The 1,663-nt window shown below is 34.3% G+C and carries 1 protein-coding gene; it reads left to right on the plus strand.

Annotation, left to right across the window (positions count from 1 at the left end):
• The first annotated feature begins 644 nt into the window (after positions 1 to 644).
• Positions 645 to 1,496: a DUF4238 domain-containing protein gene (locus tag ACH2AZ_RS12385; protein ID WP_394908091.1), complete on the plus strand. Its 852-nt coding sequence runs from the start codon at positions 645 to 647 to the stop codon at positions 1,494 to 1,496.
• Positions 1,497 to 1,663: the final 167 nt, after the last annotated feature.

Genomic DNA, 1,663 nt, shown 5'->3' on the forward strand with positions numbered 1-1,663 from the left:
CAAGAGCCGTGTGAGGGGAGACTTTCAAGCACGGTTCTGTGAGAGGCTTAGGGTGAAATTCCCTTTGTCTACTCGATTACAAACACGTTGGGTTTAATGCTGGAGCAAGTTTGTGCAACTGAAAAAAGCCTGGTTTGATTTTCGGATTTTTTTTAGAATTTTAAGGTAGATAGTTCAGGAAAACTATCGTGCCGAATTTCAAAATTTTGTGGAACCACCACTCAAACGTGGAATGAAAAAAACAGCGGAATTGCTCACTCGAACGCTGACCGAATTGCTGTGCGGAATTTGACAAGAATGTGGGAAAAACGGAAAACGGAACAGAACGCAAAAAAACGCCTGACTTCCACTCTGCCGAACAAAAACACAATCGGAATTTGAGCAGGTTTGCGGAATTGAAAAACAACGAAACCTACTCAAACTCGGAAAAAATAAATCAACGGAAAACCAAAATTTCGGAACAAAATTATAAACGGACAAAAAAGCACTAAAACCCAACAACGGCTATAATTCATTACGGCGGAATTTCCTCGCGGAAATTCCAAGCATTTTTGCTATCTTTCGGTCAACGTCGGAAAAATGGTCGCCCATTTTTCCGTAACGAAATCATAGCCAAGACCGTTGTAAGTCATTTACCAAGACCAATGAATAATCACGTAAAAAATCAACATTACGTTCCTCAATTTTTATTGAAAAACTTCTCAAGTCGAGGAAATAAATTCATTTGGGCATATGACAAAAACGAAAAGTATAGTGTTCAGAACCAAATCAAAGAACGACCAATAAAAAAAGTAGCAAGCGAAGAATATTTTTACGACCAATTTAAAAATAGTAAAATTGGAAGTTATGAATATGCCTTACAACAAGCCGAAAATGAATCTGCACCAATTATTGAAAAAATAATAAAAACGAAAAATATAATAGATTTATCAGAAGAAGAAAGAAGGACATTATCCTTTTTTATTATCCTTCAAAATTTAAGAACAAAAGGACAACTTCTTCAAACAGAAACTTCTATGGAAACTTTATCTAAACAATTAAAAGATAAAGCAAATATTGAGATTCCAAACATTGACTATAAAAAAATTTGGTTTTCAATGCTAGAAAAATCTACAAGTTTTTATGAAATTTTGATGAATAAAGTATGGATGTTAAGTGAAAGTAATAATTCATTTCTAATCTCTGACAATCCAGTTACATTACAAAACACGACAGATACAAGCGAAATTAGAGGAACTTTAGGATTAGAAAGTTTCGGAATTGAAATTTATTTACCGCTTTCACCTTCACTCACTCTTTGTTTATTTTGTGAAAAATTATTTAAAAATAGTGGATATAATAAAAAATACATTCCGAATTTGACCTGTGAACCTGAAAATGTGGAAAACATAAATTCGCTTCAAATCGCATATTCCGAAAGGTTTATATTTTCGCATAAGAATGAGTTTGAATTAGTAAAAAAACAATTAAAAAACGCCTTACAACACCGTGTATAGCTCATTGCGGCTGAATTCCTAATCGGAATTCATTGCGATTTGCTATCTTTCGGTCACAGCGGAAAATCATAGCTGATTTCCCGCAACGAGCCATAGTGTGCCAAGAATCAACCAAGGCAATAAAACGGTTGAATGCTGTAAATAAGATGATGGTAGGTCCATCAGAG

The organism is uncultured Mesonia sp. (assembly GCA_947499595.1).
GTDB lineage: Bacteria > Bacteroidota > Bacteroidia > Flavobacteriales > Flavobacteriaceae > Mesonia > Mesonia sediminis.

Excerpts from the sequence above, each read along its gene's own strand:
- ACH2AZ_RS12385 (WP_394908091.1), top strand. The coding sequence starts at position 645 with ATGAATAATCACGTAAAAAATCAACATTACGTTCCTCAATTTTTATTG.